Raw genomic sequence first — 6375 nt, 5'->3', positions numbered from 1 at the left:
CAGAAGCCATTCCATAAAGCATATGAGCTCTGCCATCTTTTCCTTTTTTAATAATCGGAATATCCTGAAGCCTGCACTGCGGGCACTCATAGCTCTTACTGTAGTATTTATATACTTTCAGTTTTGCCGGTACAAAAACCAGTTCTCGGCGGACAAACTCTTCCCCGATTTCTTTCAGTGGGGTACCACAGACAGGGCAGAGTTTCTCTTCCTCAGAAAGTTCCAGATACTTTTTTTCAACAGGAACTCCCTTAAAACGCTCCGCATCTGTAGCTCTTGCTTTTCGCTTTTTTGCTGTTTTTTCCGGAAGAATTGTTTCAAGATCCTCTGCTTTTGCAGCCTCCGGATCCTGTTCCAGTTCAGCCTCGTTGAAAAAGTTTAACTGTCCTGGAATATTGAGAGTTCTTTTTTCGCTGGAGGTGCCAAACAGTTTTTTTCGGAGAAGGTCTATCTCTTCTTTCAGATTATCTCGTTCCTGGGTGAGAACCGCTTCCCGTTTATTGGCAGCATCGACAGTTGCCTGAAGTGTTTTTATCATCTTTTTGAGATCGTTTATCATGTCCTTCAGCTCACGGAGCTGGATATCTTTGGAACTGTCTGCCACTGCTTTTTCCTCCTGTTTCTGATGTTTCCATTATACCAGAAAACAGTGGCTTTTCCTAGCAAAACAGCGGATTTACCAGACCTTGAAAGTGCCGAAAATACAGCAAAAAGCAAGAGTTTTATGTGCATCTTTTTTACGTTGCCTTGATCGCTTTGGGCTGCTCAATATCAATGCCAGACATCAGCCAGTCGAACTCCCGCCATGTAAGATTCCGGACCTCAGATTTATTCCTGGGCCACCGGTAAGATCCCTGGGCGGTCAGTCTTTTGTAGATCATAACGATCCCGTCAGGTTCTTTTAAAATAGCTTTGATACGGTCGCATCTACGGCCGCAGAAAAGAAAAAGTGCATGGTCGATCTCCATCGAAAACTGTTCCTGGATGATCGCACATAATCCATCAATGGACTTGCGCATATCTGTTCTGCCACAGACGATATAGATCGCATCAACACTTGAGATATCCGCTAACATAACGACTCCTTAAGCGTATCCATAAGCATCTTCAGAAGTAACGGTTTGATCTCATTACTCATTCGTATAAGCAATCCGTCTGCTTCGATTTCAATCGTATGTGAATTGTCAAGGTGCATAGGTCTGTTTCCATTATCTGGGATCAGTCCTGCCGGAGAAGACTCCGGTTCTATAGCAATCTGGACTACATCCTGTTTATGGGATGTAAGGTCAAGAGTGCTGGCTTTGGGGGCTGGATCCGGTATCTGACAGGCTTTTTTGCGGAGACGGGTAACTGCATTGTAAAAACAGCTGGGAGATATCCCATGCTCATTACACCATGCAACATCTGTCAGGCCGCTTTGTCTGCATTCGGTTACCAGTTCCATCCATTCGTCCAGGGAACGCCCTGGAGCACGTTTCTTACTCATAATGAAACCTCCAAATGTAGTAAATTTCTACATCCTATCAAGCGGAGTGTAGTAAAAATCTATTTACTATCATTATGAGTTTAAAAACGTAGACAGTAAAGCTACCCAAGATTTAAGCGCTTACGCTTTATCAGAGAAAACTGACCATGGTCATGCCCTAACTGGTACCTGTGGAATCGGTCACACCCGTTGGGCCACCCATGGGGAACCTTCTGAGACAAATGCCCATCCCCATACCTCCGATGATGGAAATGTGGTCGGCGTTCACAATGGTATCATTGAGAATTATCAGGAACTGAAGAATAAGCTTCTTCGCAAGGGCTATGAGTTCTATTCTTCCACAGACACCGAAGTGGCAGTGAAGCTCATCGATTACTATTACAAGAAATATGAGCATACTCCGGTGGATGCCATCAACCATGCCATGGTCCGTATCCGCGGTTCCTATGCCCTGGCGGTCATGTTCCAGGATTATCCGGGAGAGATTTACGTTGCCCGTAAGGACAGTCCTATGATCATCGGTGTGGAGAACGGAGACTGCTATGTGGCTTCTGATGTTCCGGCGATTCTGAAATATACCCGTAATGTTTATTACATCGGAAATCTGGAGATGGCACGTCTGGCAAATGGGACCGTTACCTTTTACAATCTGGACGGAGATGAGATTGAGAAAAAGCCAACGCAGATCAAATGGGATGCAGAAGCAGCTGAAAAAGCAGGCTACGAGCATTTCATGCTGAAGGAAATCCATGAGCAGCCAAAAGCCGTTCAGGATACGTTGAATTCCGTATTAAAGGATGGGGCTATCGACTTGTCTTCTGTGGGACTTACTGAGGAAGAGCTTCAGTCTTTTTCCCAGATATATATTGTGGCATGTGGTTCTGCCTATCATGTAGGTGTGGCATGCCAGTATGTGCTGGAGGATCTGGCGCAGCTGCCGGTACGTGTGGATCTGGCATCTGAGTTCCGTTACCGCAGCATGCCTCTGGATCCCAACGGTCTGGTGATCGTGATCAGCCAGTCCGGCGAGACGGCAGACAGCCTTGCAGCCCTCCGTCTTGCGAAAAAGAAGGGGCTGAAAACCCTTGGAATTGTCAATGTGGTGGGAAGCTCCATTGCCCGGGAAGCAGATAATGTATTTTATACCCTTGCCGGTCCGGAGATTGCAGTTGCCACAACGAAAGCCTACAGCACCCAGCTGATCGCCGGCTATTGCTTTGCCGTTCAGTTTGCACTGGTGCGGGGATGTATTTCCCAGGGACGCTATCAGGATCTTATCTCCCAGTTTCAGTGTCTTCCTGAGCAAATCCAGAAGATCCTGGACGACAAGGAGCGGATCCAGTGGTTTGCTGCCAAACAGGCCAATGCCAGGGATGTGTTTTTCATCGGACGTGGACTTGATTATGCCATCAGCCTGGAAGGCAGCCTGAAAATGAAAGAGATCAGTTACATCCATTCTGAGGCTTATGCTGCAGGAGAGCTGAAGCATGGCACTATCAGTCTCATTGAGGATGGCACTCTTGTGATCGGAGTGCTCACCCAGTCTGAGCTTTATGAGAAAACTATTTCCAATATGGTAGAGTGCAAAAGCCGCGGAGCTTATCTCATGGGGCTGACTACCTATGGAAATTATAATATTGAAGATACTGCTTCCTTTACCGTTTATGTTCCAAAGATAGAGGAGTGCTTTGCCACAAGCCTTGCGGTGATTCCGTTACAGCTTATGGGATATTACGTCAGCGTGGCAAAGGGACTTGACGTGGATAAGCCGAGAAATCTAGCAAAGAGCGTTACAGTAGAGTAAATTTGCAGCAGTCTTATGAGTGCGGTGAGCAGAAACGGCAGATGTTTTTCGGGGGAAAAACAACAGGATGAGGTTATAAAAATGGGAAAATATTTTGGTACAGATGGCTTCCGTGGAGAGGCAAACGAAAACCTGACAGCAGATCATGCATATAAAGTAGGCCGTTTTCTCGGCTGGTATTACGGAGAACTGAAACGCCGGAACGGTGACGACACGCCGGCGCGTATCATAATAGGAAAGGATACCCGCCGTTCCAGCTATATGTTCGAGTATACACTGGTTGGCGGACTGGTGGCTTCCGGTGCGGATGCATATCTTCTCCATGTCACGACCACACCTTCTGTGGCTTATGTGGCAAGAGTGGATGAATTTGACTGCGGTATTATGATCTCCGCAAGCCACAATCCATATTTTGACAATGGAATCAAGTTGATCAACGGAAACGGGGAGAAGATGGACGAGGAGACCATTTCCCTTGTGGAAGCCTATCTGGATGGAAATCTGGAAGTCTTCGGGCAGAAATGGGAGGAGATTCCTTTTGCAAAGAAGGAAAAAATCGGCTGTACAGTAGACTATGTTTCCGGAAGAAACCGTTACATAGGTTATCTGATCTCTCTGGGTGTCTATTCCTTCCGCGGCGTGAAGGTGGCGCTGGACTGTGCCAACGGAAGCTCCTGGAACATTGCCAAGGCTGTTTTTGACGCTCTCGGTGCCAAAACCTACGTGATCAATGCCCAGCCGGATGGCACCAACATCAACAACAATGCCGGTTCTACCCATATCGGGGGACTGCAGAAATACGTGGTGGAGAACGGAATGGACGTTGGTTTTGCCTATGACGGCGATGCAGACCGCTGTCTCTGCGTGGACGAGAAGGGCAATGTGATTACTGGCGACCACATTCTCTACATCTACGGAAAGTACATGAAAGAGCGCGGCAAGCTGCTGACTAACACCGTTGTCACCACCGTCATGTCCAACTTCGGTCTGTACAAGGCCTTTGATGAGCTTGGAATCGACTACGCGAAAACAGCCGTGGGAGACAAATATGTATATGAGTACATGATGAAAAACGGCTGCCGTATCGGCGGTGAGCAGAGCGGACATATTATTTTCAGCAAATACGCCAGCACTGGGGACGGAATCCTTACCAGTCTGAAGATTATGGAAGTTATGATGGCTAGAAAGAAAAAGCTCAGCGAACTTTCAGAAGGCTTCACCGTTTATCCCCAGGTGCTCACCAATGTGAGAGTGACCGACAAGAAGGCAGCGCAAGATGACGCAGATGTGCAGGCAGCTGTGAAGAAGGTTACTGAGGAACTGGGCGATACCGGAAGAATTCTCGTCCGTGAGTCCGGAACAGAGCCGGTTGTACGTGTTATGGTGGAAGCGGAGAGTGAAGAAATCTGCCAGAAGTATGTGGATATGGTTGTGAATGTAATTAAAGAAAATGGGTATGTGGCCGGATAAGGGCTGGATGCCGTGGATGTTGCCGCCTGGCGTGTGCCGGGCGGTGGTGGTGTGTATAAGATAAGTTATAATATAATAATTTCGTATAGAATATTTAGCGATTAAATTGTTATAAGTTTGCAGCATCTGAATGTCGAGTAAAAACAAAATCTACTTGACATTCGATCTATGTCTGTTTATTATTTAAATAAAATAATTAGAAGGAGCAGGAGTGATGAATAGTAGAGAGCGGATAGAATTGTTTCTTTGCAATATTAAAGAGAATACTGTAATTGAAGCAAGCCGTATATATACTTTCTTGGCAGATGACATGACAGAAGCAGCATTTTATAAAACACTTGAACGCTTCTGCCAAAGTGGTTCACTTGTCCATTTGACTAAAGGGTTATATTATAAGCCGAAGAAATCCAGATTTGGAATTGTTCCGATCAGAGAGCAGGATATTGTTACTCATTACATTGGGAATCAGAAGGGATTGGTTGTAGGCTATAAACTGTATAATGAGAAAGGACTTACTACACAAATAAGTAAGCAGACGGAAGTTTTTTCAAATCATGTGCCAGGGCAAAGGAAAACAATTCAGAATGTGGTTGTAAAAAATATCTCTTGTGATCTGAATGAAGAGCGCGTAGCAGTAATTGAAACTCTGGAGATTCTTCAAAATTATTCTAAGATAGAAGATGTAAACAAAAAAGCGCTGATTACTTATATGGAGAAGTTTGCACAGTCTTATTCTGATAAAGCTGCGGTCTATGTCCTGGAGCATATGAAATATAAAAAGGCAACAATTGCTTTTTTGGAATCCTTTTTGGAGTATCTAAATGTTAATAACTCATTAAAACAATTTTTATCATCAATGTCTGTTTATGCAATTCCAACCATGGAGGAAATATATGAGACTGCATGAGAATGAAGAGGATTTTCGAGATCTTTGTAGTATAACAGCTGGATACATTGGCATTCCAGAAGACGCTGTTAGAAGAGATTATTACATTGTGAGTATGCTTCAAAAACTTGAGAAGAGTGAGTTTGCAGACTGTTGTGTGTTCAAAGGTGGAACTTCACTTAGTAAATGCTATCCAGGCTCAATCGAACGGTTTTCAGAAGATATAGATTTGACATTTTTGGCTTCTGGTTTGTCTAAAAAGCAGTATGATAAAAGTTTAAAGAAGATAGAGAAGATAATTTTACCTTATATCTGCTGGTGATCACCAATGTGAGAGTAACCGATAAGAAGGCCGCACAGGACGATGTGGACGTGCAGGCAGCGGTGAAGAAGATCACAGGGGAGTAAGCATCCTTGTGCGCGAGTCTGGAACATAACCGGTTGTACGCGTTATGGTGGAAGCGGAAAGTGAAGAAAGAACAGTATGAAGATCTCTAATGCTGCGTTAGAAAAAACTATTGGATGCTATAGCACAGAGCGGACGGAGCAATGAAGAAATTATGCAGTACCTGCACAGTAAATCTGGAATGTGACAAATACAGAGCAAAAAATCTCGAAATTTTTAGATAAAAACAGACAGATAAAACTTGTGAAGCTCCTGTTTCCGTGCTATTATGAGAATAGAAATTTGAAGCAGCAAACAGCTGTGGAAATAAAGAAAAGATGTGA

The 6375-nt window shown here is 44.6% G+C and carries 6 protein-coding genes and 1 pseudogene; 4 read left to right on the top strand and 3 right to left on the bottom strand.

What is annotated here, in order from left to right; translation table 11 throughout:
* From AB5170_RS18215 to AB5170_RS18205, 3 genes are all read right to left on the bottom strand, one after another.
* Window positions 1-604 (bottom strand): IS66 family transposase zinc-finger binding domain-containing protein (locus tag AB5170_RS18215; RefSeq protein ID WP_368365127.1); only part of this gene is annotated, 604 nt, incomplete at its 3' end.
* A 133-nt stretch (window positions 605-737) separates the two neighbouring features.
* Window positions 738-1076: an IS66 family insertion sequence element accessory protein TnpB gene (tnpB, locus tag AB5170_RS18210; protein ID WP_055058750.1), complete on the bottom strand. Its 339-nt coding sequence runs from the start codon at window positions 1074-1076 to the stop codon at window positions 738-740.
* A complete protein-coding gene (locus AB5170_RS18205) occupies window positions 1070-1486 on the bottom strand; it encodes an IS66 family insertion sequence element accessory protein TnpB (RefSeq protein ID WP_173773059.1) in 417 nt (138 codons plus the stop codon). The genes tnpB and AB5170_RS18205 overlap by 7 nt, the downstream gene beginning before the upstream one ends.
* Before the next feature lie 127 nt (window positions 1487-1613).
* On the opposite strand from AB5170_RS18205, the pseudogene glmS reads away from it, so the two are divergent.
* The 4 genes and pseudogenes from glmS to AB5170_RS18185 all read left to right on the top strand — a co-directional run.
* Window positions 1614-3290 (top strand): annotated as a pseudogene (gene glmS, locus AB5170_RS18200) (glutamine--fructose-6-phosphate transaminase (isomerizing)); the annotation flags it as partial.
* Window positions 3291-3371: 81 nt separating this feature from the next.
* Window positions 3372-4760 carry a phosphoglucosamine mutase gene (gene glmM, locus AB5170_RS18195; protein WP_148463700.1) on the top strand — a complete coding sequence of 463 codons (1389 nt, stop codon included), beginning with the start codon at window positions 3372-3374 and terminating at the stop codon, window positions 4758-4760.
* Window positions 4761-4974: 214 nt separating this feature from the next.
* Complete coding sequence (locus AB5170_RS18190; protein WP_187566195.1) at window positions 4975-5667, top strand: hypothetical protein; 693 nt, start codon at window positions 4975-4977, stop codon at window positions 5665-5667.
* On the top strand, window positions 5654-5968 hold the full coding sequence (locus AB5170_RS18185; protein WP_173771361.1) for a nucleotidyl transferase AbiEii/AbiGii toxin family protein: 315 nt from the start codon (window positions 5654-5656) through the stop codon (window positions 5966-5968). The genes AB5170_RS18190 and AB5170_RS18185 overlap by 14 nt, the downstream gene beginning before the upstream one ends.
* Window positions 5969-6375: the final 407 nt, after the last annotated feature.

Source organism: Ruminococcus sp. RTP21484sp1_RTP21281st1_A8_RTP21281_210402 (assembly GCF_040914025.1).
GTDB classification, from domain to species: Bacteria; Bacillota; Clostridia; order Lachnospirales; family Lachnospiraceae; genus Blautia_A; species Blautia_A faecis.
Note: the sequence above shows the minus strand (reverse complement) of the source record. Positions and strands in the feature narration are given on the sequence as shown.